At 39.3% G+C, this 25,630-nt stretch carries 19 protein-coding genes, 1 pseudogene and 1 riboswitch; of the genes and pseudogenes, 18 read left to right on the top strand and 2 right to left on the bottom strand.

Translation table 11 applies throughout. From position 1 onward, the window contains the following. The first annotated feature begins 2,155 nt into the window (after positions 1 to 2,155). From IOC57_RS01540 to IOC57_RS01585, 11 genes and pseudogenes are all read left to right on the top strand, one after another. Positions 2,156 to 4,027 carry a pectate lyase family protein gene (locus IOC57_RS01540; RefSeq protein WP_207437054.1) on the top strand — a complete coding sequence of 624 codons (1,872 nt, stop codon included), beginning with the start codon at positions 2,156 to 2,158 and terminating at the stop codon, positions 4,025 to 4,027. A 487-nt stretch (positions 4,028 to 4,514) separates the two neighbouring features. Then, positions 4,515 to 5,022: pseudogene (locus IOC57_RS26705) on the top strand (IS3 family transposase); the annotation flags it as partial. A 794-nt stretch (positions 5,023 to 5,816) separates the two neighbouring features. Then, the gene (locus tag IOC57_RS01550) at positions 5,817 to 7,757 is read left to right on the top strand and encodes a lasso peptide isopeptide bond-forming cyclase (protein ID WP_207437056.1); all 1,941 of its coding nucleotides are present in this window, start codon (positions 5,817 to 5,819) and stop codon (positions 7,755 to 7,757) included. Positions 7,758 to 7,772: 15 nt separating this feature from the next. Beyond that, the gene (locus tag IOC57_RS01555) at positions 7,773 to 7,904 is read left to right on the top strand and encodes a paeninodin family lasso peptide (RefSeq protein WP_207437057.1); all 132 of its coding nucleotides are present in this window, start codon (positions 7,773 to 7,775) and stop codon (positions 7,902 to 7,904) included. Positions 7,905 to 8,030: 126 nt separating this feature from the next. Next, a complete protein-coding gene (locus IOC57_RS01560; RefSeq protein WP_207437058.1) occupies positions 8,031 to 8,972 on the top strand; it encodes an HPr kinase/phosphorylase in 942 nt (313 codons plus the stop codon). Continuing rightward, positions 8,962 to 9,246 carry a lasso peptide biosynthesis PqqD family chaperone gene (locus tag IOC57_RS01565; protein WP_207437059.1) on the top strand — a complete coding sequence of 95 codons (285 nt, stop codon included), beginning with the start codon at positions 8,962 to 8,964 and terminating at the stop codon, positions 9,244 to 9,246. The genes IOC57_RS01560 and IOC57_RS01565 overlap by 11 nt, the downstream gene beginning before the upstream one ends. Positions 9,247 to 9,278: 32 nt before the next feature. Next, entirely contained in the window at positions 9,279 to 9,761 is a 483-nt protein-coding gene (locus IOC57_RS01570) for a lasso peptide biosynthesis B2 protein (RefSeq protein WP_207437060.1), read from the top strand. A 236-nt stretch (positions 9,762 to 9,997) separates the two neighbouring features. Continuing rightward, positions 9,998 to 11,797, top strand: a complete 1,800-nt coding sequence (locus tag IOC57_RS01575; protein WP_207437061.1) for an ABC transporter ATP-binding protein — start codon at positions 9,998 to 10,000, stop codon at positions 11,795 to 11,797. 422 nt (positions 11,798 to 12,219) lie between these two features. Then, positions 12,220 to 12,301, top strand: a riboswitch (cyclic di-GMP riboswitch). Between the two features lie 18 nt (positions 12,302 to 12,319). Next, on the top strand, positions 12,320 to 12,424 hold the full coding sequence (locus IOC57_RS01580) for an anti-repressor SinI family protein (RefSeq protein ID WP_207437062.1): 105 nt from the start codon (positions 12,320 to 12,322) through the stop codon (positions 12,422 to 12,424). Between the two features lie 931 nt (positions 12,425 to 13,355). Then, entirely contained in the window at positions 13,356 to 13,487 is a 132-nt protein-coding gene (locus tag IOC57_RS25620) for a YwzD family small protein (RefSeq protein ID WP_286184430.1), read from the top strand. Positions 13,488 to 14,080: 593 nt separating this feature from the next. Then, entirely contained in the window at positions 14,081 to 14,539 is a 459-nt protein-coding gene (locus IOC57_RS01585) for a hypothetical protein (RefSeq protein ID WP_207437063.1), read from the top strand. A 465-nt stretch (positions 14,540 to 15,004) separates the two neighbouring features. On the opposite strand, the gene tagU is transcribed toward IOC57_RS01585, so the two are convergent. After that, positions 15,005 to 15,934 carry a polyisoprenyl-teichoic acid--peptidoglycan teichoic acid transferase TagU gene (gene tagU / locus IOC57_RS01590; RefSeq protein WP_207437064.1) on the bottom strand — a complete coding sequence of 310 codons (930 nt, stop codon included), beginning with the start codon at positions 15,932 to 15,934 and terminating at the stop codon, positions 15,005 to 15,007. A 532-nt stretch (positions 15,935 to 16,466) separates the two neighbouring features. Here tagU and IOC57_RS01595 point away from each other — a divergent pair. Together IOC57_RS01595 and IOC57_RS01600 are read left to right on the top strand one after the other, a co-directional pair. Then, positions 16,467 to 16,769 (top strand): hypothetical protein, encoded by a 303-nt coding sequence (locus tag IOC57_RS01595; protein ID WP_207437065.1) that lies wholly within the window; start codon positions 16,467 to 16,469, stop codon positions 16,767 to 16,769. Positions 16,770 to 16,794: 25 nt separating this feature from the next. Beyond that, positions 16,795 to 17,250, top strand: a complete 456-nt coding sequence (locus IOC57_RS01600) for a hypothetical protein (RefSeq protein ID WP_207437066.1) — start codon at positions 16,795 to 16,797, stop codon at positions 17,248 to 17,250. Between the two features lie 710 nt (positions 17,251 to 17,960). On the opposite strand, the gene IOC57_RS01605 is transcribed toward IOC57_RS01600, so the two are convergent. Further along, entirely contained in the window at positions 17,961 to 19,226 is a 1,266-nt protein-coding gene (locus tag IOC57_RS01605; RefSeq protein ID WP_207437190.1) for a replication-associated recombination protein A, read from the bottom strand. Between the two features lie 365 nt (positions 19,227 to 19,591). Between IOC57_RS01605 and cymR the strand changes: the two genes are divergently transcribed. The 5 genes from cymR to recD2 all read left to right on the top strand — a co-directional run bounded on the left by cymR (position 19,592) and on the right by recD2 (position 25,594). Beyond that, positions 19,592 to 20,011 carry a cysteine metabolism transcriptional regulator CymR gene (cymR, locus tag IOC57_RS01610; protein ID WP_207437067.1) on the top strand — a complete coding sequence of 140 codons (420 nt, stop codon included), beginning with the start codon at positions 19,592 to 19,594 and terminating at the stop codon, positions 20,009 to 20,011. Between the two features lie 61 nt (positions 20,012 to 20,072). After that, entirely contained in the window at positions 20,073 to 21,218 is a 1,146-nt protein-coding gene (locus tag IOC57_RS01615; RefSeq protein WP_207437068.1) for a cysteine desulfurase family protein, read from the top strand. A 29-nt stretch (positions 21,219 to 21,247) separates the two neighbouring features. Further along, positions 21,248 to 22,363, top strand: coding sequence for a tRNA 2-thiouridine(34) synthase MnmA (gene mnmA, locus IOC57_RS01620; protein WP_207437069.1), 1,116 nt, complete (start codon positions 21,248 to 21,250; stop codon positions 22,361 to 22,363). Between the two features lie 123 nt (positions 22,364 to 22,486). Next, the gene (locus tag IOC57_RS01625; RefSeq protein ID WP_207437070.1) at positions 22,487 to 23,152 is read left to right on the top strand and encodes a tetratricopeptide repeat protein; all 666 of its coding nucleotides are present in this window, start codon (positions 22,487 to 22,489) and stop codon (positions 23,150 to 23,152) included. Positions 23,153 to 23,188: 36 nt separating this feature from the next. After that, entirely contained in the window at positions 23,189 to 25,594 is a 2,406-nt protein-coding gene (recD2, locus tag IOC57_RS01630; protein ID WP_207437071.1) for an SF1B family DNA helicase RecD2, read from the top strand. Positions 25,595 to 25,630: the final 36 nt, after the last annotated feature.

Below are 25,630 nucleotides of genomic sequence, written 5' to 3' on the forward strand. Positions count from 1 at the left end.
TACAAGTTGGAGGATTTGTCCTTTATTAAGAAACTCTTATCTGTAAAAATCGATTATTTTAAAGTCGTTAAAAAATCTCATTAGTAATGATTATATAATTTCTATTTATAGACATCATTTACTGGATATTGTTGAACTCTTAAAAAGAATGCTCTTTATGCAGAATAAAAATAAATAGCAGCTGTCAGTAATCATCTTTGTAAAACTCTTGATTTTATATATTAACAATAATGTCCATTCATTGATATACTTGTAAATCTGATAATTATAAGATTGACATAAAAAAATAACTCCATGTTCAATGTTGTATTTTTCTATAGAACAGTTTTACTTTTTCTATCAAACTTTGTTTCTTTCATAAAACTTGTCAACCTTTAATATGGAATTTTTTAAAAGTAAAATCATCAGATTCTTTGTTATCTAAATGTCTACACCTAGTTATTATTCCTCATTTTCACCGAAATAATAGCTCCCACAAAATTTTTTCTCAATTACTTTGGAAGTGAAGATTCTTGCATTAAGATTCACCTTTGTGTGAAAAAATGGTGAAGTGATGAAGACGAGGGTCTAGATTCGCTTTAACTAAGACATCATGCCTTTCAATATTTAGGATTCTAGACCCATTTACATATCGCTTGAAGATTATCTGAAAAAGATATTAATCGAAGGTTCATCAATAGGAAAGTATCCAACTACATCGTTTGATGATGAGTATATGACGCAGCTTCTGGCTTCAGATTATCTCTATACTGAAATTGTGAAAAATCAAGATATATACATTATTTTTAGATCCATTCTCTAAAAGTTCATATAGTTGGCTGTACCCTGCCAACTAAGATTTTATAAATGCTCTTTGAGTTGTTTCTTCATACAGATTCACCTTCTTCGGAGTTACATAAGAAACTAGTGAACACGTTTCAACAATAGTAATAGGGAAATGAAGAATCTTGGCCGCCAAACCAGTGGGATACTTGTGTTACTGCCATTTTTTTAATTTTGTGTAATCTCATAAAGCTCATTAGAGATTTATGTTTTATAATCCAATTTTACTTTTACCTTTTGGTAGGCATACCGTAAAGCGAAGGAATAATTTTTTCTTGAATAAGAGATCAAACAATCGGGCATGCTCTGTGATCACTGTTTTTATATCTTCATAGAGAATCTGTTTAGGAGGATATTAAAAAAAGCAAAGGCATTCATATAGCATTTCATCAGTGTTTCTAATTCTAATTCCGCCGTCGTAAATCTCACATACTTCACTCTGGAATAACTTAAAATCATGATACATCATAGAGTAATTTAATTAATTTAATGAAACCTCGAAAAGTGGTAGTTTTCTCCTCATATTCTATGGATTTCCTCAAAAGGAATTGGAAATTTGTCTTTCTTGAATTCTTTGAGAAACGCAAAGCTAAAATTCCTTCAATCTACTCTCCTTTGCCTCGTTTAGAGGATTGAAGTACTTGTTCTTCTCTTCTGTATTACTATTACTCACTGGTTACGAGCAAAATCCGTTTTTTCAATAATATATGTTTTTGTACACCATTTTTGTTGTAATTCTAATCATAAAAAATTCTCTAATCTTTAGTATCGCTCAAGACTCCAACTTTATCAGTGATGAGATGAGTATCTGTTATTTATTGGAATCTCAACCGTTAAGATGGGTTACTTAGTATAGATTTAGAAAGTAGTATAGAAAAAATCTTTTGAAATGAAGGCAATGCAATAATAATTACAAGAACTTCCAGAGTTCAATTTAGATTTTCTAATACAGGTTATAATTATCCTTATTAATTTTAAGACAATTTGAGATGTAACCACCAATGATATAAATGAATATAATAGTATATCTTAATTATTTGCCATACAGATACCGCTACAAGTTTTTAATTTTACTTTATACGTTTTTCGCTTTCTTTTAGTTTTCTTAGACTTTACACAGCTATTAAGTCTGTAGTCTAATTTTCTATATTTCTGACTAGATAAGTGTAGCCAATCCAACTATACACAATAAGAAGTAAGTGATAGAGCTCTAATGTACAAGTCTTGGAACTAAAAAACTAAAGTGGAAAAAATTTAAAGTAAAGTAAAAGGGAATATTGTATGGTAACTCTTTGTTTAATCTATATTACCAGAGGAAGGATGTAAATTATAAATGACAGAACCATTAAAATATAATGGACTTGGGACAGATAAAGAAATATCAATCAGTATTGCTTTCCCAACTGTAACACTAGCAGAAGTGCAGTTACTAAATTCCTCGGCCACTTTAACTGATACAGCTGACTGGTATGTTCTTCAAAAAATGATACATGATGCAACTGTCTATAAAAACACTCGGCTATACTTCCCTCAAGGGACATTCCGGATAAGCAAACCTATTAATTTTACACAAAAGATGGGAATAGGTTGGTTTGTTGAGGGAACTGGATGTACGTTAAAGGCTGCAACTAACTATGGAGGAGACATGGTAATTTTAAGTCGTGGTAACAATTATGGGACTTGTAGAAATGGAAGAATTAAGGGACTTGCTGTTGAAGGAAACTATACAGCCGAAACAGGTATTAAAATTAATGATGCTCTTGAATGGTTCTTAGATAATGTTCGAATCTACAGATGCTTTGTGGGTATGCAACTGTCAGACACTTACTATGGAGAAATTAGTGGAGAGTGTGTAATACAGGATTGTTTATCCGGAATTAAAACTGTTCCTGGTAGTTCTAATGAAGTAAACAGTATTGAGTTCAATAACGTAAAAATAAACTTTTCTCCAGTAAAAACTATTTTTATTCCTAAGAATATTGGGGAGGTTGATGTAGACTACAACATAAGGGTAAAGTCTATAGGTGTTGAATTAACCACAAGAATTATGGGGTGTAAATTTAGAGGGTTAACCATAGAAGGGGTAGATTATGGATTTTACGGAAGTAAAAGCGGAGTTAAAAACAAATCTGATACTTCTATTTTCCAAATCCAAGATTGTTATTTTGAATCTATCAAAAAGGAAGCGGGACGACTCATTTCTTTTGAACATCCCGACGGTTTTGCTAATCACGATTTTTCAGTGTCACTGGTAGGTAATAGATTCTTTGGTAATCCAATATTTAGTATTGGTCAAGGGACTTGGAGAGTTTATGGAAATGAAAAAGACTCTTTCACATTGAAAATTGTTCATAATGGTTCTTATAGAACTATGCTTAGTTCAGATTTATCGAGTGATAAAATTGTCTCTAAAAATGAAAACACTGTGACATTCATAAAAAACGATTATATTCCGTGGAGCGCAAATGCAAATAAGTACAATGATTACGGAAATCCTAGTACTTATCCAGATGAAAAAAACATGCTCCCAACTATTAATGATTATCATGGGCTTGAGTATAAGCCTAGATTAAGAAATGGAGAAAGAGCTTCAAGTCCTTATGTACTTGGTGTTCATACAAAACCCCTAACATTTGCAGGAAATGAGCATCCTGCCGCACCTGTAATTAAGGGTGAAAATGGCAAGTATTATATGATAACAACAAAGGATGGTATAGGAATTGTATTAAAAGAAGTAACTAATATGTTTTTCTTAGAACCACCCGTAAACTCAAAATCAGCTAAAGAACTTTGGAGCAGGGAATCATCAGAAGGTGATTCGTTCTTTTGTATAGAACTTCAGTGCCTAGTTGTTTTTACTAATGGAAAATGGATTGCCGGTAAAGGAACAGATTCTGCAGTACATGCAATAGGTAAAGGTTTAAACCTGGCTTCCGCTTCACCTGTAAACACAGCTAAATGGAACTGGCCTTTTGTGTGGAATGTTCAAATTAATCATGGCTATGTTTGGCAAGGAAGCTACTGGGCATGGGGGAATAATGTTCTCGGTACAGGGAGAACAAATATAAGAGCAGTTGGAACACTCACACAGCGACCTGTAATGCCTAATATTGATGAGTTTATTTATTATTCAACAGATAAAGACAAGTATTATAAGTGGGATACTTCATCAAGTTCTTATTTAATATACACACCAATTTTTTAATTATAACTATTACCCAGAACCAACTATATATTAATATAACTAGGAAGTACTACCTGTGTATATCTAACTTTGTATAATTATATAAACAAAAATATATGATTGGAAACCGTGTTAAAGGATACATTATATCAGTCCTAAAATTTAAAGCTAAAAGAGTTGGGTCCTTCTAGGTAAACATAATGGCGTCCATACGTATCATTATACAAATTTATTGGTCGGTTGAAGAAAATAAAAGAGCTAAAATGTTAAGAATTTGTAGTTTTACCGCGGATTTAAGAGTCAATAATGGTAATGTGATGTATTTTTTATTTTTTTAATATTCACCTTTTTAGATTAGATACCATTTAAGTATAGAAATTGAAATGACCGTAAAGTCTTTTTATATTTTATAAATAAAGTGTAAAAAGACTTTATATTTTTCCTTGAAGGGTTAGCAATATTATTACAAATAATATTTTATTAGATTATTAAGTGATTTGGAATTTAAGCAAGCTGCGCTGTTACTAGGACGAAAGTAAATGTGATCCGGAATAACTAGTATAAATACTGATATCAGCAATGTGTGAAGTCCTTCAATTGCCAAGAAGCACCTATTATTATGAAGGAAAAGAAAGGTCACCGGTAGATGAAGTAACCTTAGAATCATAGCAATCTTTCAGAACAGCCGCCAAAACTATGGTACGCTAAAGATTAAAATGGAATTAATAAAGCGTGGTCTAATGGTCTCCATGTTGACGGATTGGGCGGATCACGAAAGAACACGGCCTCTTCTCTACCTGCTATTAGGCATTTTCATCAATCAAGGTAGACCTAAGTAAGATTCAGCTATTTCATACGGACTGAGGAACGCAATTTAAGAATTAGCTAATAGATGATGCTTTAAAGCATTTAACATTCAACGTAATCTAAGCATGAAGGGCTGCCCGTACGACAATGCCGTAGCAGAAGCTACGTTCAAAATCATCAAAACAGAGTTCGTTAAGGGTCACCATTTTGAAACACTGACGGATCTTACAAGAGAGTTATAGGACTATATACATTGATTTAATCATATTCGTATTCATGGAACACTTGGCTATTAAGTCCGATTGAGTATAACTTGAACACCTTTAGAAAGTTGTCTAGTCCAGTGTTGACAATCCAAAGACTTTTATAGCTCCTTTTAGGGAATGTATATGTAAATAAAAGGTATTGACATAGGGGTAATTAGGTGGTAAATTCAGCTTATGTTATTCGTTATAAAGAACAGTGAGTTCTTTATAGAGGTGAGGTTAAGGTTTCTAAATGTAACAACCTACTCAATATATTAATTAAGCTATTACACAATATGAAATTTAGTTACATTACCTTATTTTCAAAAAAATTGAATGAATAGTGGCTGAAACCATATGGCTTCTGAACTAAGAATAAATTAAAAAGAATCACTACTAAAGAGTATGGAAAATAAAACATTTAAAAACTTAATAGGTATTTGATTATTTTAAGAGATATAAATTACTTAGAAGAAACAATTAAATGACACAATAACAAAGCAATAACTTAGTTGTTAAAGAAAGGATGAAAAAAATGCCTCTATTACAAATGAAAGAAATATGGACACCTTTAAAGTTAGTTGGGGTGAAATTTTTTAAGTCAGATGATAGAAGTATTTTCATCAAGGTAATGAACCAACGGAGGAGAAAGATAAAGTAAGACTACTCCGTGATATCCTTAAATTGTGCATATATAAAGTGAGTTCAAAATGATTATTATCAACAACCATACATAACAAAACAATCAGGGGGAAAACATGAGTGCTATAGCCGGTATGTATCATTTTAATGAAAAGCCAATAAATCTTCAACAATGCCATAATTTGATGACGGCTTTACAAAAGTACCCTGCTGATGCTATCCAAATGTGGCATTCAGAAAAGATTTTTCTTGGTTGTCATGCTCAATGGATCACGCCTGAATCTGTTGGAGAGCAGCTCCCGCTTTATGATTTTGAAAGGCAATGTACGATTACTGCTGATGCTATTATTGATAATCGTGATGAGTTATTTCAGAGGTTACAAGTTAAGCCATCTAATCAAAAGGGCATGCCGGATAGCGAACTGATTCTCCTTTCCTACTATAAATGGGGTGAAGATGCACCCGGATTTTTAGTTGGGGATTTTGCTTTTGTCATTTGGGACGAAAAGAAACAGAAGCTGTTTGGAGCAAGGGATTTTTCGGGAAGCAGAACGCTTTATTATCACCAAAACCACCAGAAATTTGCCTTTTGCACGACCATAGATCCTCTTTTGTCATTACCTTTTATTGAAAAAAGGTTGAATGAGCAGTGGCTTGCGGAGTATTTGGCCGTATCGGGAATGATTGATGCAGTAGATTCTTCAATAACGCCATATACTGCCATAAACCAAATACCACCATCCCATAGCTTAATAATAGAAAATAATAGGGTGTCTTTAAAACGATATTCCTATTTAACTCAAGAAGATAAGTTAAAACTTAAATCTAATGAGGATTACATAGAAGCATTTCAAAGTGTCTTCCAGGAAGCTGTAACATCAAGATTAAGGACACATCGGAAAGTTGGCGCCCAGTTGAGTGGTGGGTTGGATTCCGGGGCTGTTGTTGGCTATGCTATGAATAAATTACGGCAGGAAAGCACTGAACTACATACATATAGTTATATTCCTCCCGAAGATTTCAAGGATTTTACTCCTAAATATTTTTTGGCGGATGAGCGGCCTTTCATCAAACCGACGGTAGGACATGTTGGTGGCATTATTGATCATTATTGTGACTTTAATGGGAAAGACTCCTATTCTGAAATCGAAGACTTCCTTGACATCATGGAAATGCCCTATAAGTTTTTTGAAAATTCTTTCTGGTTGAAAGGGATGTTTGAAAAAGCGAATGAGGACGACATAGGTGTTTTGCTTAATGGGGATAGAGGCAACTTTTCGATTTCCTGGGGATTCCCCTTAGAATATTACTCCCTTCTATTAAAAAGATTAAAATGGATTCGGCTTTATCAAGAATTGGACCATTATAGCAGAAATGTTGGTGGATCTAGATTGCGAAAGGTGAAAGCTATTGCTAGAATCGGCTTTCCAATCATTGATCGGTTCTTCCCGGAAGGTGCTCCATATAAAATCCCTTCCTTAATCAATCCAAGATTTGCAGAAGGAACAGGGGTATATGACAGATTTAAAGGATTCGGCATGGATGAAACAGGCTGGTATTCGAATTCTGATATTTTTAATGAAAGAAGAAAGCATTTTGAAGATATCTTTCAATGGAATGCAGGGAATACTCTTTCCACAAAGCTCTCCTTACGATATAAGTTGTGGAAGCGAGATCCGACGAATGATATCCGTGTTATTCGCTTTTGTTTATCACTCCCGGAAAGTCAATATGTACAGAATGGAATGGATCGTGCCCTGATTCGAAATGCTACAGTGAATGTCTTACCGGATAAGGTACGGCTAAACCAACGGTACAGGGGTGTGCAGGGAGCTGATTGGGTTCACCGTATGCTTCCTAAATGGGGTGAATTCATAGAGGAGATAAAGCAGCTGAGCACGGATGATAAAGCTCTGGAATACCTGGATGGTCAAGCGATAAAGAATGCATTAGTAACGATAAAAAAAGGAACTGGACCAGAACTTGCTACAAATCCCGACCATAAATTCCTGATGCGGAGTTTAATTGTGTATCGATTTTTAAAACGATTCAATTAAAAGGAGGTGAATACTATGAAAAAGGAATGGAAAAAACCTGAATTGGAAATTCTTGATGTTAATCAAACGATGCTTGGAACTGACGGGGAATATACAGATGCTGCTTTCCCATCAAATACACCTAAAGGTGAGATAACTTTCAGTTAACCTTTTTTACGCTAATAAGTCTGTTAGGATTCCCCTAAGCCCCTATTTATCCAGTTAATAGGGGTATGACTTATACATTAGAGCAAGTCTAATAAAGAAACGTTATTTATGTGCGGGGGTATTTATATGATCGGCATCAAAATAAAGGCTGTATATGTAGCATATGGTTTAACCGTTACAAGCGATATAGCTTTGCCCGAATTGCTACCTATTAATATAGAGGATGATAAAACGGATATCATTATCGAAAAAGTGGATCTTCATGCATTATGGTCTGAGCATTCAGTTCCTGATGATGATTTTGTCATTAAGAAAGACTGGATCATGTTCCATGTTTCCAAGACGGCGATTTTCTTGATTCAAAGCGGAAATAGAATAGAATTTTCTCCAATTGATGAGGCACAAGAGGATGAGATTCGTCTTTATATCCTCGGAACATGCATGGGTGCCATTTTGATGCAAAGAAAAATCCTTCCTATACACGGAAGTGCGGTAGCCATAGATGGAAAGGCCTATGCCATTGTTGGTGATTCTGGTGCTGGGAAATCCACTCTTGCTTCAGCTTTTTTAAAAAGGGGCTATAAGCTCATGAGTGATGATGTCATACCAGTAACGCTAAATAATGAAAATGTACCAATTGTTACTCCTTCATATCCACAACAAAAATTATGGTTGGAAAGCTTAAAGCATTTTGAAATGGATTCAAATAACTATCAGCCACTCATAGTTAGAGAAGATAAATTCGCTGTTCCGGTTCAAGATCAGTTTATTACCGAACAACTTCCGCTCGCAGGTGTATTTGAATTGATCAAGGGAGAAAATGACGAGATAGATATTAAGCCTATACCATCTCTTCAAAGATTTTATAAATTGTATCATCATACATACCGTAATTTTTTTATCCAAAGATCCGGATTGATGGACTGGCACTTTAATACTTCTGCCAAAATGATTAAGAAAATCGAGTTTTTCCAATTACGCAGGCCAACAAATCGATTCACGGCGCCAGACTTATCGGAAATCATTTTAAACGTATTAAAAAGGGAGGAAAGAGTTCATGATCACTAATCAACTTGATACGAAATATAGCCAAAGTCCAGGAAACATAGTAAGTGATATGGATGGAGAAAAAGTCATGTTAAGCGTTTCTAACGGAAAATATTATAATTTAGGTGAACTGGGAGGGGAAATATGGGAGTTAATGAAGGAACCCATTACAATTCAAGAGTTAGTTGTAACATTACAGTCACAATATACTGTCGATCAAACCGATTGTAAAGAGCATGTCACGGACTTTCTAAGTCAATTGTTAGAACAAGGTTTAGTTAGCGTCCATTCCTAGTATCATGAATCTTTAGTCTAGGAGGCTAAAAAATGAATATCGTAAAGAAAGCTCGGACTTTTCTACGTTTGAATTTCAAGACAAAGCTGCTGTATATCGAAGCGGTTTTACATTTAGGCAGGGCCCGTTATCTTAAAAGCATTTCCTTTTCAAAAGTTGCCCCAACACTTGGTGAACAGATGAAAGAGTCATCATATGAATGGAATGCAGGTAATAAAGAGATTTTAGCCAATGTATCGCGAGCCATAAATATTATGAGCCGTTACACCATTTGGGAAAGCCAGTGTCTTGTTAAGGCAATGGCGGCTATGAAGATGCTGGAAAAACGAGAGATTGATAGCACACTTTATTTAGGTACAGCCAAAGATGAGAATGGAGGGCTCATTGCACATGCTTGGCTACGCAGTGGACCTTTTTATATAACCGGAGCTGAAGTGATGGATAGGTTCACTGTTGTATCTAAGTTCTCTAATGAGAACGAATATTCAAGTCTGAAAGAACAAGAATCTAGTTAACAATATGATATTAGGAAGTTCATAAATATGAAAACATTTTATTGTAACCAAATAAACCCTCAAAGATTTATCCAGGAGTCCACGCGTCACCAACCCCACTTATACTCTTTTATATCTTCATTGAATCATAATTTTTGAAAAGTGATACGCAAAACCTTTCCTTCCATTTTCGAGATTTATCATCAGTAACATGGAGGAAAACGATCAAATACGGCCTGAAAATGGAGGATATGGTTATGAAGCATCTTTTACTTTTTTCGAAACAAATACATGATTATTCGGGGAAAATATTATATATCAATCTTATTTGTATGATTTTAATAGGCTTTTTAGAAGGTATAGGAGTTTTCTTATTGATCCCATTGATTGGGTTGACTGGTGTAATGGATATAAAATCGGATGACGTTCCTTTCTTAAGCTGGGTTAATGGATTATTCACAGGAATTCCGGAAACGCTCAGTCTATTAATAATACTTGGCGTTTATGTGATATTAATGGTTGGACAAAGTGTATTTAAGCGGAATCAAACAATCTTGGGAGTGAAAATCCAACAAGGTTTTGTTAGAAAGTTAAGGGATGAGGCGTATGGCAGTCTGCTGCAGGTTAATTGGGGATTTTATCTAAAAAAGAGGAAATCCGATATTATCAACATCATGACAAATGAAACCTTCAATGTAAGTGCAGGGATTAATTTGTTTTTACAGTTTATATCTTCTCTTATTTTTACTTTGATCCAAATCGGAATAGCTTTTTATTTATCTGTTCCAATGACGAGTTTTATCATAGCCTTTGGGCTCATTCTTATTTTTTCTTCCCGAAAATTTGTGAAAAAGTCTCAGTCTATTGGAAAGGAAACCTTTCAGCTCACGCAAACCTATTTAGCGGGCATGACAGATCACCTTAATGGAATGAAAGATATCAAAAGTAATTCACTAGAGGAGTCTCATTTGAATTGGTTTCTTTCCTTAAGTGAGAGAATGGAAAAAAACAGAATCAAGTTAACGACTTTAAATACGACGTCGCAAATGATCTTCAAAATTGTATCTTCACTATTAATTGCCATCTTTGTGTTTTTTTCGATAAAGATGTTCATGGCCCAGCCAGCACAATTAATGCTGATCATGGTCATTTTTTCAAGATTGTGGCCAAGATTTACTAGCATTCAATCCAATTTAGAGCAGATAGGATCTACGCTTCCATCTTTTAAAGCGTTGTCGGATTTACAAAACGAATGTAGAAGAGCAAGAGAGTTATATGAATCTGATTATAAAAATATTATGTCTGTTGAGATTAAAAGAGGGTTAGAGTGCCGTAATGTTTATTTTAGTTATGATCAAAATGAGAGCACTTATGCCCTTGAAAATATAAGCATACATATTCCCTCTAACCGAATGACGGCTATTGTAGGACGATCAGGGGCCGGGAAAAGTACCTTCATAGATATATTAATGGGATTGAATCAACCTATTAGAGGCGAAGTCAGAATAGATGATATTCCGCTTACTAATGACCGATTATTATCACTGCGGAGGTCCATTAGTTATATTCCGCAAGATCCATTTCTCTTTAATGCAACCATACGGGAGAATTTGCTGATCATTGACCCTGAGGCAAGTGATGAGTCCATATGGGAGTCTTTAGAGTTCGCTGCAGCTGCTGATTTTGTCAGTAAGCTTCCACAAGGTTTGGATACACTCATCGGTGATCGGGGTGTGCGACTGTCAGGGGGGGAAAGGCAGCGCCTAGTGTTAGCCAGAGCGGTTTTACGCAAACCAGCCATCCTGGTATTGGATGAAGCTACGAGTGCTTTGGATACGGAGAACGAAGCGAAGATTCAATCCGCTATTGAAAGACTAAAAGGAAAAATGACCATCATCGTCATAGCTCATCGATTATCGACGATTCGTAATGCCGATCAAGTGGTGGTCATGGATCAGGGGGAAATCATTCAGGTCGGTGAATATAACCAGTTAGCGAATGAAAAAAGAGGGATGTTCAGCAATTTATTAGGTATCCAAATGGAATCAAGTGTGTGAATATTTTACTAGAGTTACAGTCAGGATGCTGCCATATTATGGTTTGGAATGCTGGCTTTTTTTCTTGGGAAATTAAAATAAAACTGAATCACTTAGCCAACTTAACTCAAAAAATTTTTTCGGAATAGTAAATCCGTGCTTATTATAGCTATTATAAATCCACTTTTAATAAAAGAATTCTAAAGAAAGCGCATGATAACAGTATTTTTACAGTATAATGTCACTTTTTGATGAATGATGTTGAAAAATGACAGAAAAAAACGAATAGTATTAAGAGCTATTGTTACGTTTTTAAGTATAATTAACATTAATATAGTTTTATTTCAGGGTAAATTTTTTATGACATGATGGTTTATTTAGTACCATGGACACAGGGGAAGCAAGAGATTTATTAATCTTGGGGAATAATTAATGTGAAATATTCTTGAGAAAGGCAAACCTATTGAAAAGTAGGGACGCAAAATTACAGGTCTAAGGCTTTGCTAAGACGGCTGTGTTACCACAAGTTGGGTGGGATTTGTCATGGAAGCTAACAATGAACGGGAAGAATGGTTTTATCTAATTTTAGAAGCTAAAAATATAGGATTATCTATTGAAGAAGTGCGGGAGTTCATCAAAGGAAAATGAACGGGAAAAGCAGATATTAGGGGTTAATAAAATTTCGTTAGGGAAGGCTGTTATACAGTCTTCTTTTTTTATTTTCATTACCGGAAAACACCGTAATAGGTATCCAGAAAAAAGAACATGGAGACAATAATAAAAAGGCAAACCTAATTGAGAGGGATTTTTATTATGGATGTACCTGTTGCGTTTTTGAAGGGATTGATATGGGGAACTTTAATCAGTATACCGTTATGGTTGTCATTTTGCGGTTGGATAAAAATAATCATGAATTTTATAAAGTAAACGCTTAAAAAATTAAGATTAAAATGATACCTAGGCAGGATTTGACATGGTGATCATAGAATTTAGTTAATGTACATAATGCGTTAGTCGCACCTCTTACGATATAGGATATATATCCTGTAAAAAATCGTTAATAATACTTAAATCTTTTTAGTTGTATGCCGATACTATATATATAGATCAAGCAAAGTGACTTCGCTTAAGGCGAAGCCAGATAGCAGTCATCAAAATACAAGGAGAAATTGATGTCAAAAAACAAATTCATTACATTCGAAGAAGTTTATGAAAAGAAACAGAGAAGCAAGAAAATTTTTATTGGGACATATATTACTATAATCCTAGTTTTGATTTCATTTATGACTTATTTTATGGGTCAATCTTAATGTGGGGTATCGTAGGGGCTGAGGAATCGGTCCTTTTTTTGTTATATCCACACGTATTTACTTAAAACTTACTAGTATTCACCCATGAGAAATGTTTCAGAAATGTCAAAATTGGAAAAATTCTTGGTTTTTAATCTAGGTTCTGCTTGCCAATTTCCACTTTATATGTGATTATCAATTAAATGAGCTAAATTCCTTATTTTTGAAAAAAGGATTAGGACATCGGTATGAAATGGTGGCTCAATTATATAGTGGAGTGGAAATTTCTTATGGATTTTTTTGATATTTTAAAAGACACTTTTGCAAAAGGAGAGTCTGGGCAGGATGTTACGGTAAATGAACTTGTGGAAGAGATTAAGGAGAAGTTAAGCGTGATCATGGAGCAACCTGAAAGAATATGATCCGTAAATACTTCTTCCCCATTTTGCTTGTTTTATGGGAGATGGTCATCTCTTTTTTTCATCGCAGACGTATGAGGAGCAAAGCATGACCCCTTTTTTAGCGAAGTTCAATACGCCATATTGGCATGATAAGCTAAGTGGCATTTCATTTATGTATGGAGGGGTTGAGGTGCACCAATTGATCTAAAGTAATCATTTCAAGTTGATCTCGCTGAATAGAATCATGTTTAGAAAGCATCCTCATCACCTCAAGTTTTAATCCTTCTATTTTAAAACAAAAATGACTCTAGGCAAAAGTGTTCTATCTAAAAGGTAAAACAAAGTTGATTGGAACGGAAGGTACGAGACTCCTGCGGGAAAAGCGCGTCTAGGGGAGACCCCGCAGGCGAAAGCCGAGGAGGCTCCCCGACCGCCCGCGGAAAGCGAGTGCCTGGAGTGGAAATCAACGTCCAAATTGTACAAGCCATAAAAATAGACAAACTCGATTTTCATCGAGTTTGTCTACAGTCTGGGAGCATGTCTAACAACATGCTTCTTTTTTATGGTTTTCCATTATATATATAAATGAAAGATAACCTATGAGGGTGATGAGGGTGAGGAGACAAGGGAAGATTCCAATAGGAGTATTGACGGTTATTCTCATGGTTTTAGCTGCAGGTGCGTGTATCATTTTTCTTTTTCCGAGCGGATCAAAAAGCGTGGTTGAAGATTTCTATGAGTATGAAAGTGAAGCGGAGTTCGGGGAATCCTGGGATCTATTAAGTTCGGAAATGAAGCAGCGGTTCCCGAATCGGGCAGATTATGTGCAAAACCGGTCACATGTATTTTTACAGCATATGGATGTGGAGACCTTTCAGTATGATGTAGGCCGTTCCAAGAAGGTGAAGAACTGGAAGTTGGATAAGAAAGGAAGGCTGCATAAAACGGCCTATGAAATTCCAGTTACACAGGTCTTCAATTCTCGCTATGGGGTGTTTACTTTGGAACAAAATTGCTATGTCGTGAGAGAAAAAGGCGAATGGCGTTTGTTATGGGATTATCAGTTTGAATAGATTCCTCTCCTTTTTCAGGATCAAGTTCGTTTAATTGAAAAGGGAGAGGCGATGCTCTCATGTAATGCCGAATGGATCTACTTCTCATGAAACATATTTCATTCTTGAACGGTCACTGATGGCTTTCAGTATAAACAATTTGTCCTGTGTGCTTAGCATAGCCCAGCTGCCTGCTTTGATTTTCATGTAAATCCACTCCTTTTGTTTAGGATTATTTAATGATAGTTGATGAATGATGGGTGATGGAATTCCGGGTCCAAAGAATATTAGTGTCAAGTGATTGAAAGGGGCAAGTGGAAGATGGATTTGTCAGCTCATATTAGATTATACCGTCTTTTTATGCCTAATAAACAACAAAAATTCCAACAAATCTCTACAATTGGTGTTCGTTTTTTGTCAGAATATTGGACGGGTAAAATGAAAAAGCTGTCAGGATGCGGGTCCGGACAGCTCTTTCTTTTTTTCTTATTTGATGGATAATTGTTCTTTTAATTCGGATTGGACCTTTTCTTTTTCTTCATCCGACACAATATAATAGTAGATTCCGTCGATTTTCGTTCCGTTGCCATTTATGGATGATTGGGTAATGCTTTTGCTTGCATCCCTATAGTTCTTTTGGATGTCCATCATGTCATCAAACGTCAAATTAGTCTGGATATTATTACCGAGTGCATCGAAGACTTCATCGTATTTCGTCAGGGAGGAAACGCTCGCTCCTTTTTTAATGACGGCCTCGATTATGGAACGTTGTCTGGATTGACGGCCGAAATCACCACTCGGATCATCATGTCTCATTCTAGAATAGGCAAGGGCTTCTTTCCCGTTAAGAGTACGCGTGCCTTTTGCAAAATGAATGCCATCAGATGTGAAGTCCAGATCGTTTTGCACGGTCACGCCGCCGACTGCGTCAACGATGTCCTTAAAGCCTTCCATATTGATCTTCATATAATAGTCGATTGGGATATCAAGGAAGTTTTCAACGGTATCCATGGACATTTTCGCGCCGCCGAAGGCAAATGCATGGTTGATTTTATCCTGTGTACCATGACCGACGATCTCGGTCCGTGTATCACGCGGAATGCTAAGCATTTTGACCGATTTCTTTTGTGGATTGACTGTCAGGACAATCATGGTATCTGAACGGCCTTTGTCGCCATCACGTTCATCGACACCGAGCATGAGCATCGAGAAGGGCTCCTGATCTGATAGTGCAAGGTCCTTCGTCCGTTTATCCGTGGTACGGTCTATTGGTGTATGCATCGTGTCAACGGTTTTTGTCAGTGAATTCCATACGGAGTAGGCGAAGGCTCCGCCAGCTAATATAATAAGTAGGACAATTATACCGACTACCTTCAGCCATGTCCGTTTCTTTTTCTTCTTTTTTTCATGTCTCATATTTTACTTCCTTCCTCATTTTGTAACCACTTCATCTATTATATTTAATTTCATATTAAAAGAATAGTATATTTTGTTATTTTATAATACCTTTGGCATATTTGGATGTAGGGTTACTAGTAACTAGAACAAATCTAAAGGGTAGGCAGTTAGATTCATTTAATAGTTTAATGCTTTGGCTGATCGGGGAATTCACACTTCCCTGGTTTTAGGTTGTGTAATTTGGCCTAGTGTTTAACTTTTTAAGTATATAGATCTTTTGCAGGTCATTTTTAGATGTGTACATGGGTAATCATGATCAGCCAGCCTTGCTTAAACAGGAGGTGGGATTCGATGTGCTTTTTATTTGCCAGGAGAAAAGCCTTTGGATCCAATGAATTTGACCAGGTAAAGGATTTGCTGAATATGTCTGGATGAATGAAGTATTACTTGAAAATGGGTGATTAGCAAAGTCCCTATTAGAAAGGAAGCGCATATATATGCAATACGGATATCCCTAAAAAAAAAAATAAATATTGGAGGCCAAGAATTAATGGAATATTCAACGGAAAGCTTGTCGGATGAAAGGAGCTTAACAGAAAGCTCATCGGACGGGAGCGATTCAACGGAAAGCTCATTGGATGAAAGCGGCTTAACAGAAAGCTCATCGGACGGGGGCGATTCAACGGAAAGCTCATCGGATGAAAGCGGCTTAACAGAAAGCTCATCGGACGGGAGCGATTCAACGGAAAGCTCATCGGATGAAAGCGGCTTAACAGAAAGCTCATCGGACGAGAGTGATTCAACGGAAAGCTTATCGGATGAAAGCAGCTCAACGGATATCCCTGAAGAATAAATAAATATTGGAGGCTAATGAATAAATGGAATATTCAACGGAAAGTGCATCGTACGAAAGTAATTCAACGGAAAGTGCATCGTACGAGAGTGAGTCAACAGAAAGCTCATCGACCGAGAGTGAGTCAACGGAAAGCTCATCGACCGAGAGCGAATCAACAGAAAGCTCGTCGTACGAGAGTGAATCGACGGAAAGCTCGTCGTACGAGAGTGAATCGACGGAAAGCTCGTCGTACGAGAGTGAATCGACGGAAAGTTCATCGTACGAGAGCAGTTCAGTGGAAAGCTCATCGGATGAAAGTAGCTCAACGGAAAGTTCAGCAGATGAAGGGAATGTAACACTTTCCGACACCGCAGAAGAAATTGAAAATTCAACTGAGGGTGAAGGAAATGGCAGTCCTCGCCGTGTGAATATATTTAAGAAAATGTGGCTGGATAATATGATTAAAGCATCGAAGGGTATCTATAAAGAAGAGGATTGACCATATAGGTACAGCAACTAAAATGTTGTTGTGCCTTAATATGAAAAGGGGACATGCCGCTAGCACTCGTGGTTGACATATCCTCTTATTGGATACGGGGATCCTGATTTTTCTGCGGGGAATGTAGGCGGAATACCGTCTGTTATATCTGAATGCTGTAAAAGTCATCGGCTGGAACCATGTTGTTGTTTCTGCGCTTGATGGAACCCTAATACAAATACATTCTGGACTAATTTCCGGGGGGATTAGCCAAGCTAGGCGATTAAAATGAAACATTCGGGTTGCTAAAAAAGAATGACCTGGTCGGAGCGTTTCGCTGACAATCGTACATAGTGCCTATGGCTTACTGGTGGGATTTAGGTTGTTTTTTACAGAACGGTGGTCACCAATGATATCTACATGTATGGGTAGTATATTGAACTAGGACTCTCTGGAATATTTTAATAGAGTAAGTTTGGAAATCCAGTTCGGAAAGAAGATATCTTTTATGTGCCGAAATGGAATCTAGCTGTACACTTTTCCGTATACAAACCAATAAACGGGTCATGCCCTTTTTAGTTAGGCATCCGCAGAGCATGGGAATGAGTAGTACACAATGAAAGAAGGAATCTTTGGGATGGTGAATGCTCCAGGGGAGGAGAGATCAACATGAGGCGTTAATCGGTTTCTTTCCCACAATAAAGAAACTCCGGGTCTGAAGGGATCCGGAGTTAGTTCTTTTTCTCGATATTTTCATAGACTGACGCAAGGGCTTGTTCAAATTTCCCGCTCTTTTTCGGTTTGTAATATTTTTTGCTGCGCAGTTTGTCGGGAAGGTATTGCTGCTTTACCCAGCCATTCTCGTAGTCATGCGGATAAAGGTAGCCGATGCCCCTTCCGAGATCGGTGGCCCCTTTGTAATGGGCATCCTTAAGGTGATCTGGTACATCTCCGCTATGGCCGCTGCGAATGTCTGTCAGAGCTGCATCGATTGCGACAATGGCCGTGTTCGATTTAGGTGATAGGCATAACTCGATCACCGAGTTGGCAAGTGGAATCCGGGCTTCAGGAAAACCGAGTCGTTCAGCGGCTTCGACTGCAGCGAGGGCCCTCGGTCCAGCCTGGGGATTCGCAAGAGCTATGTCTTCGTAAGCGATGACCACTAAGCGGCGGGCAATGCTGACAAGATCGCCGGCTTCGACCAAGCGCCCCAAATAATGAAGGGCTGCATTCACATCACTGCCGCGGATGGATTTTTGGAAAGCTGATAGAACATCATAATGGGCATCTCCATCCTTGTCATGTGAGAAGCTTTTTTTCTGCATGCATTCCTCGGCAATTTGCAGGTCTATATGAATCGTTCCGGATTCATCGGGTTCGGTGGAAATGACGGCGAGTTCAAGAGCGTTAAGGGCACTGCGGACATCTCCGTTCGAAGCAGTCGCGAAATGGGTAAGGGCATCAAGGCTGACATCCGATTTATACGCACCGAGCCCCCGTTCTTCATCATGAAGTGCCCGTTCAAGAGCTTTGGTTATATCATTGGTTTCCAATGATTTGAGCTCGAAAATCTGGCACCTGCTTCGGATGGCCGGATTGATTGCATGATAGGGATTGCTGGTCGTTGCACCGATCAAGGTGATCATCCCGTTTTCAAGATAAGGCAATAGGAAATCCTGCTTCGCCTTATCCAGTCGATGAACCTCATCAAGCAACAGGATCACTTTCCCGGACATCTTCGCCTCGGCTGCCACGATTTCCATATCCTTTTTATTATTGGTCACCGCGTTCAGCGCCCGGAAAGCAAACTTCGTGCTTCCGGCAATCGCGCTTGCAATGGAAGTCTTGCCAATTCCCGGCGGACCATACAGGATCATGGAAGAAAGCTGTTTTGCTTTCACCATCCTTGCGATAATTTTTCCTTCACCGACCAGATGCTCCTGCCCGATGATCTCATCAATCGATCGAGGCCGCATCCGGAAAGCAAGCGGTTTTATATTCATTGCGCACCTCTCCTTTTTATATAAGGTATCACAACTGATGGGGGAAATGCGCTGATTATGCTGTGAAAGTGGGCGAATTCGTATTATGGTAGTCCGTTTGGGGATATAATTGGTGCTGTAAGTTGATTATCGAGCTACCTACCAGCGGAATCATCCACAATAGTCCGCCCAAAATATCGACCCCTTACCCTTAAAATCCGTCCTCTCATTTTGTTATATTCCGTTCTTTATTTCATTTTTCCTACCTTTCCAATTAGGATAATTTGACAAATGGAGGGCGGGTGAATGCATTTCCGACGGGAATATGCTATAATTTCATAAGAATTTAGAAACGGATAAATAATTTGAGGTGTATATGTATGAAGATATCTACTAAAGGCCGTTATGGTTTAACGATCATGATCGAGCTGGCTAAACATTATGGAGAAGGCCCGAAGAGTTTGAAATCGATTGCCCAGACGCATAATCTGTCGGAGCATTATTTGGAGCAGTTGATTGCGCCGCTTCGTAATGCTGGGTTGGTAAGGAGTGTGCGCGGTGCGTATGGCGGGTATGTCCTGTCTAAAGATCCTCAGGAGATTACTTCGGGTGATGTCATTCGTGTATTGGAAGGGCCGATTACCCCTGTTGAAGGAATTGAGGATGAGGAGCCGGTGAAGCGCCAGCTTTGGATCCGGATTCGCGATGCCGTGAAGGATGTATTGGATAATACGACGCTTATGGATTTGGCGAGCTACAAGGATACGGGTGAAATCGATTCTTATATGTACTATATTTAAGTGATCAGCAATGCGCCTATTATGTAGGCGCTTGCGTTTTTTTAATGGAGGCGACAAAAAAGTGGACAGAATATATTTAGATCATGCTGCGACTTCACCGATGCATCCGAATGTGATCGATAGGATGATGAAAGTCATGAGCCATGACTTCGGAAATCCGTCGAGCATTCATGCTTTCGGACGGGAGGCGCGCCATGTTTTGGATGAGGCGCGTACGAGTATTGCAGCGAGCATCGGTGCGGGGCGTAATGAAATCATTTTCACGAGCGGTGGAACCGAGGCGGATAATACGGCGATCATTGGTGTTGCGAATGCTTATAAAGAAAAAGGGAAGCACATCATTACGACGGAGATTGAGCATCATGCGGTTTTGCATACATGCCAATACCTTGAGAAGTCTGGCTTTGAGGTCACATATTTACCTGTGAATGAAGCGGGGCTTATTTCAATTGCCGATTTAAAGGCGGCATTGCGGGACGACACGATTTTGGTTTCGATCATGTTCGGCAATAATGAGGTTGGTACGATTCAGCCGATTGCTGAAATTGGACAGCTGCTCAAGGGGCATCCAGCCATTTTCCATACGGATGCGGTTCAGGCATATGGTTTGATCTCTATCGACGTCAGTGAGTTGGGTGTGGATTTGCTGAGTGTATCCGCGCATAAAATTAACGGTCCCAAGGGAGTCGGCTTTCTTTATATTCGCGAAGGCTTGAAGCTTAATCCGCATTTATATGGCGGGGAACAAGAACGCAAACGCCGTGCCGGTACGGAGAGCGTGCCGGCCATTGCCGGTTTTTCAGAAGCTGTTTTCATCGCACAAAGCACGATGGAAAAGAAAAGGGAGCAATACAGGCGTTTTAAAGACGTATTGCTTGCCGTCTTTGATGAGGCGGATGTACAATATGAAATTAACGGATCTATGGAACAGTCGCTGCCGCATTTGCTGAATGTTAGTTTTCCGGGTACGAATGTGGAATCACTGCTCGTTAATATGGACTTGGCAGGTGTCGCGGTATCGAGCGGATCCGCTTGTACAGCGGGGTCAATCGATCCGTCGCATGTGCTTGTGGCGATGTTCGGGAAAGATTCGGAGCGGACGAAGAATTCGATTCGTTACAGCTTCGGTCTGAACAATACGGAAGAGGAAGTAAGGCAGGCTGCTGAAACCACCGTTAAAATCGTCAATAGATTAGCGGGAAGATAATTCCTGCTTTAAATAAATGAGGTGACAGAATGAGAAAAGCACCACAGGACACCCGCGTTGTCGTGGGTATGTCAGGAGGCGTGGATTCTTCTGTGTCAGCCCTGCTATTGAAGAATCAAGGCTATGATGTGGTCGGGATTTTCATGAAGAACTGGGATGATACAGATGAAAACGGAGTCTGTACGGCAACGGAAGATTACAATGATGTAATTGCCGTTTGTAATCAAATCGGCATCCCTTATTATGCGGTCAATTTCGAGAAGCAGTATTGGGATAAAGTTTTCACTTATTTCTTGGATGAGTATAAAGCGGGCCGTACCCCGAATCCGGATGTAATGTGCAATAAGGAAATCAAGTTCAAGGCCTTCCTTGAACATGCCGTAAGTCTTGGTGCCGATTATGTGGCTACAGGTCATTACGCACAGGTCGAATACCGGGATGGCGAATACAAGATGCTTCGCGGTGTCGATAATAATAAAGATCAAACGTACTTCTTGAACCAGCTTACTCAAGAACAGTTGGAAAAAGTCATGTTTCCGCTTGGGCACATTGATAAGAAGGAAGTCCGTGAAATGGCGAAAGAAGCCGGACTTGCCACGGCTACGAAAAAAGATTCTACAGGGATCTGTTTTATCGGTGAACGCAATTTCAAAGAATTTTTAAGCAATTACCTCCCAGCTCAGCCCGGTGATATGGTCACGATGGATGGCAAGGTGATGGGCAAGCATGACGGATTGATGTATTACACCATCGGTCAGCGTCACGGTCTGGGGATTGGCGGTAGCGGCGACCCTTGGTTTGTTGCGGGAAAAGACTTGAAGCGCAATGTTTTATACGTGTGTCAAGGCTTTGATAATGATGTGCTGTATTCCAATTCCCTTCGTGCAGTGAATGTCAGCTGGGTGGCGGAACATATACCGGCTGGTGAATTTACATGTACGGCAAAGTTCAGGTACCGTCAAGAGGATAGCGGTGTCAAGGTGAAGGTCTTGGAAAATGGTGATGTCGAGGTCATCTTTGACGAGCCAGTCCGCGCGATCACACCTGGACAAGCCGTCGTATTCTATGATGGTGAAGTGTGCCTTGGCGGGGGTACGATTGATGAAGTATTTAAAAAAGGTGAAAAACTGACTTACGTAGGGTAAAATAAGCATGTCCCCAGCTGTGTTTGCGGTTGGGGACTTCTTTTGGATTGCGGGTGTACCGCCTGAAATCGACCGCTGGCTTATGCTATAATTTTTTAATATAAAAATGGAGTGTGAATGGATATGGATAAGAATCAACAAGGAATTGAATTTATGCAGCAAGGGAAATACGAAGAAGCGGCGAAAGTCTTTAATGAGGCGATCGAGGAAAATCCGAATGAGCCTGTTGCTTACATAAACTTTGGGAATGTATTGACTGCCGTGGGTGAAACGGATAAAGCGGTCAAGTTTTACAAAAAGGCGATCGAGCTGGATGAAAATGCGGCAGCGGCTTACTATTCATTAGGAAACTTATATTATGAATCCGATTCTAAACTAATCGAAGCGAAGGATATGTTTGAAAAGGCAATCCGTTTGGGACTGGATAACAGCGATGCTTTCTTCATGCTTGGGTTGACATTGATGGCGTTGGATCAACCGAAATTGGCGATGCCTTATTTACAGAGAACGGTGGAGCTGAACCCTGAGGACGTTGATGCTAGGTTCCAATATGCGCTATGTCTTGCAAATGCGGAATTATATGATGAATTGATCAATCAACTGAATTTGGTTGTGGAACAGGATCCGGGCCATGCCGATGCTTATTATAATTTAGGCGTTGCGTTTGCAGGGTATCGTGAAGATGCGAAAGCGGCGGTGGTTTATTTTGATAAGGCTTTGGAAGCACAGCCTGACCATATGCTTGCTGCGCACGGTAAGAAACTGTTGGAAGAAATGAATGCAGAGTAAATAAACGGCATATGCATGGAAAGGTGGGGAGAAGCGTTGAGCCAGCAGGATTCGTTGGATTTGTTTTCAGAAGAGAAAATGTTCATGAAAGGAAGTCATTTAGTGACGATCTTTCATAATGAGGATAATATGTACTCGGTTGTAAGAATTCGTGTGCATGAAACGAATCTGAATTATGAAGAGAAGGAAGCGGTCGTAACAGGTTATTTTCCAAGGATGCATGAGGATGAGATCTATATATTTTATGGGGCCATGAAGGAACATCCGCGTTTTGGCCTTCAATTCCATGTAGAGCATTTTCGCAAGGATCTGCCACAATCCAAGGAAGGGATCGTCAGTTATTTATCAGGTGACCTTTTCAAGGGCATTGGGAAAAAAACAGCCGAAAGCATTGTTGAGACACTGGGTGAAAAGGCTATTTCAAAAATTCTGGCTCAGCCTTCGCTACTTGATGATATCCCGAAGCTATCCGGGGAAAAGGCAAAGGGCCTCTATGATACATTGGTCGAGCATCAAGGTCTGGAGCAGGTGATGATCGCCCTGAATCAATATGGCTTCGGTCCGCAGCTGTCGATGAAGATCTATCAAATGTATAAACAGGATACGATCACGATGGTTCAGGGAAATCCATATAAGCTCGTGGAGGATATTGAAGGGATTGGTTTTGGACGGGCGGATGAACTTGGGCATCATCTTGGCATTTCAGGCAGCCATCCCGACCGAATCAAGGCGGCGTGCTTGTATACGCTTGAATCACAATGCCTGCAGGACGGGAATATCTACATAGAAGCCGAGCAGTTATTGGAAGCGGTCAAGCGGCTGCTGGAGGAAAATAAACGGGATCGCATTGAGTTCACGAACATTTCCTCGGAAATAATCGAATTGACGCAAGAGGGGAAAATAGTTGTCGAGGATCAACGGATTTATCCGCCTTCGCTATTCTATTCGGAAAAGGGAATCGTGATGAACATCAAGCGGCTGCTTGCTCAAACCGAGTATGAGGACCAGTTCCCGGAATCGGAGTTCTTGCTGGCACTTGGGGAGCTGGAAGAGCGGCTGGATGTTTCCTATGCCCCGGCACAAAAGGAAGCGATCCAAACAGCCCTTCAATCCCCCATGTTAATCTTGACGGGGGGACCGGGTACCGGTAAGACGACAGTCATCAAAGGCATCGTCGAGCTATATGCAGAGTTGCATGGGGTATCCATGGACATTAACGATTATAAAAAAGAAGGAAGCGATCCATTTCCATTCGTACTTGCGGCCCCAACTGGCCGTGCAGCGAAACGCATGGCCGAATCGACTGGGCTTCCCGCTGTTACGATCCACCGTTTGCTGGGGTGGAATGGGAGTGAAGGCTTTTCCCATGATGAGGATAATCAGCTGGATGGCCGTATCGTGATCATCGATGAGGTTTCCATGGTGGATACGTGGCTGGCCCATCAATTGTTTAAAGCTCTGCCGGAAAATGTCCAAGTGATATTGGTTGGTGATGAAGATCAGCTGCCATCTGTTGGACCTGGGCAGGTTTTAAAGGATTTGCTTGCATCGAATTGTGTACCGACTGTCAGTCTGGAACATATTTATCGTCAAGCTGATGGCTCATCAATCATTGAATTGGCCCATGAAATCAAAAAAGGAAGGCTTCCGGATGATGTCACGAAACAACAAGAAGATCGATCGTTCATTCGCTGTCAAACAGGTCAAATCGCCCAAGTAATCGAAAAAGTGGTTGCCAATGCCAGAACGAAAGGCTTCACGGCCAAGGATATACAGGTGCTGGCCCCCATGTATAGAGGGCCTGCCGGGATTGATGCTTTGAATAAAATGCTTCAGGAAGTGTTCAATGGCAATGCAGGGGAAAAGCGGCGTGAAATTAAATTCGGAGACGTGATATTTAGAACGGGAGATAAGGTCCTTCAGCTGGTGAACCAGCCAGAGGAAGGTGTCTTTAATGGCGATATGGGTGAAATCGTGTCCATATTGTTCGCTAAAGAAAATACCGATCATGTCGATAAAGTAATCATATCGTTCGAAGGCATCGAAGTGACTTACACGAAACAGGACTTGAACCAGATTACACATGCATATTGCTGCTCCATCCATAAGTCGCAGGGAAGCGAATTCCCCATAGTCATCTTACCAGTAGTGAAAAGTTATTATCGGATGCTCCGCCGTAATTTATTGTATACGGCGATTACCCGCAGTAAGAATTTCTTGATCCTTTGTGGTGAAGAAGATGCATTCCGTGTAGGGATCGAGCGTAATGATGAAATGCGCAGGAAAACGACTTTGCGTGAAAAGCTGAGGGAGATTTTGAGTGAAGAAGAAAGGCCGGTGGAAAAGGGAGAGGTGCATCAAAAATCGAGTTATCTTGAAATTCTCATGCATGCTGACCCGATGATCGGGATGGAGAATGTCACGCCGTATGATTTTATGTAACGGGATCTTTTGACTGAATTTTGTTTAGAATTCATA

Origin of the sequence: Bacillus sp. SD075, from assembly GCF_017355165.1 — a bacterium.
In the GTDB taxonomy this organism is placed as follows: Bacteria; Bacillota; Bacilli; order Bacillales; family DSM-1321; genus Peribacillus.